This is a genomic window from Thiolapillus sp. (genome assembly GCF_048562965.1).
Taxonomy (GTDB): Bacteria; Pseudomonadota; Gammaproteobacteria; order Chromatiales; family Chromatiaceae; genus Thiolapillus; species Thiolapillus brandeum_A.
Genome location: NZ_JBHNMF010001002.1, coordinates 1 through 1018, shown reverse-complemented (window position 1 = coordinate 1018; position 1018 = coordinate 1). Strand labels below are relative to the sequence as shown.

The window sequence follows — 1018 nt, the reverse complement described above, 5'->3', positions numbered from 1 at the left end:
AGTGAGCAGGATGCAGCAATCAGCGTATAGAACAAGCTCTAACGGGCAGTATGAACAAAATAGCAACTTTATTTCACCCGAAAATATACGGTGGAACAATGTTGCTTACTCTAAACTCTAGGCTCTATATACTACCCATCAGAAATTGGCTGTAAAAAACAGCATGGGACCACTGTATTCCGATTGAATAAACCAGTCAGCCTTTTTCGTCCCATTGTCTTTTCCAAGTTCAAAATCAAGATAGCGATAAGCCACACCCACACCGAAATGTTTGAACATCTGATATTGAACTGTGGCCTCGGCATTCCAGATCGCGCCATCGTAATCATTGATGTTTGCGCTAATCCAGTCCACGCGGCCGCCAACAAACCATTTTGGAGAAAATGCGTACCCCGCATAGGCGCCAACATTGGGTAAAACGGCCCAGTCGTCAATGCCGCGCCTGGCCTTCCTCTCCTCATTACCCACTTTTATTTCGCCCACTACTGAAATATCGATATTCAGATAGTGCAGACCCAACCCGGCACCCATATCGGCTTTGTCGGTCTTTACAAAACTGTACCCTAAAAAACCGCGCGCGATATCCAGATCCGAGTCCGTTTTCAGTTTGGCACCTACTTCGATCAGATCGCCCCCGATATCCAGGATTTTTCTGGCCGAATGCGTAGTGGACTGTCCAACGGTGAAAAATTCTCCCTGAACCCGCCAGCGATTGCTGAGTCGCCACGTAGCTCCAAATGCCGGCAAAGTAAGGCTGTCGTCCAATCCGGCATCTTTCTGAAAATCGACATCCGTGCCGTTACCACCGCCTGGAGGGTCAATGGAAAAATGCCCTGATATAGAGGGCCAGAATGCACCAGCGCCGATTGTAAACCTGTCGCTGAGCAACGGATGGATGCCTGTGAAAGCCCCGGCAGCAATTGTATTGCCGCTGATCATTGCCAGACCGACTGCTGCAGATATCAGGGTTGATTTTTTAGCTGTTTTCATAATATCGCTCTCTATTTCCACTAACTAG

The 1018-nt window shown here is 48.1% G+C and carries 1 protein-coding gene; it reads right to left on the bottom strand.

Features of this window, described 5'->3' with window-relative positions; translation table 11 throughout:
• Nucleotides 1–138 precede the first annotated feature (138 nt).
• Nucleotides 139–990, bottom strand: coding sequence for a hypothetical protein (locus ACOCD2_RS21795; protein WP_293653462.1), 852 nt, complete (start codon nt 988–990; stop codon nt 139–141).
• Nucleotides 991–1018 lie beyond the last annotated feature (28 nt).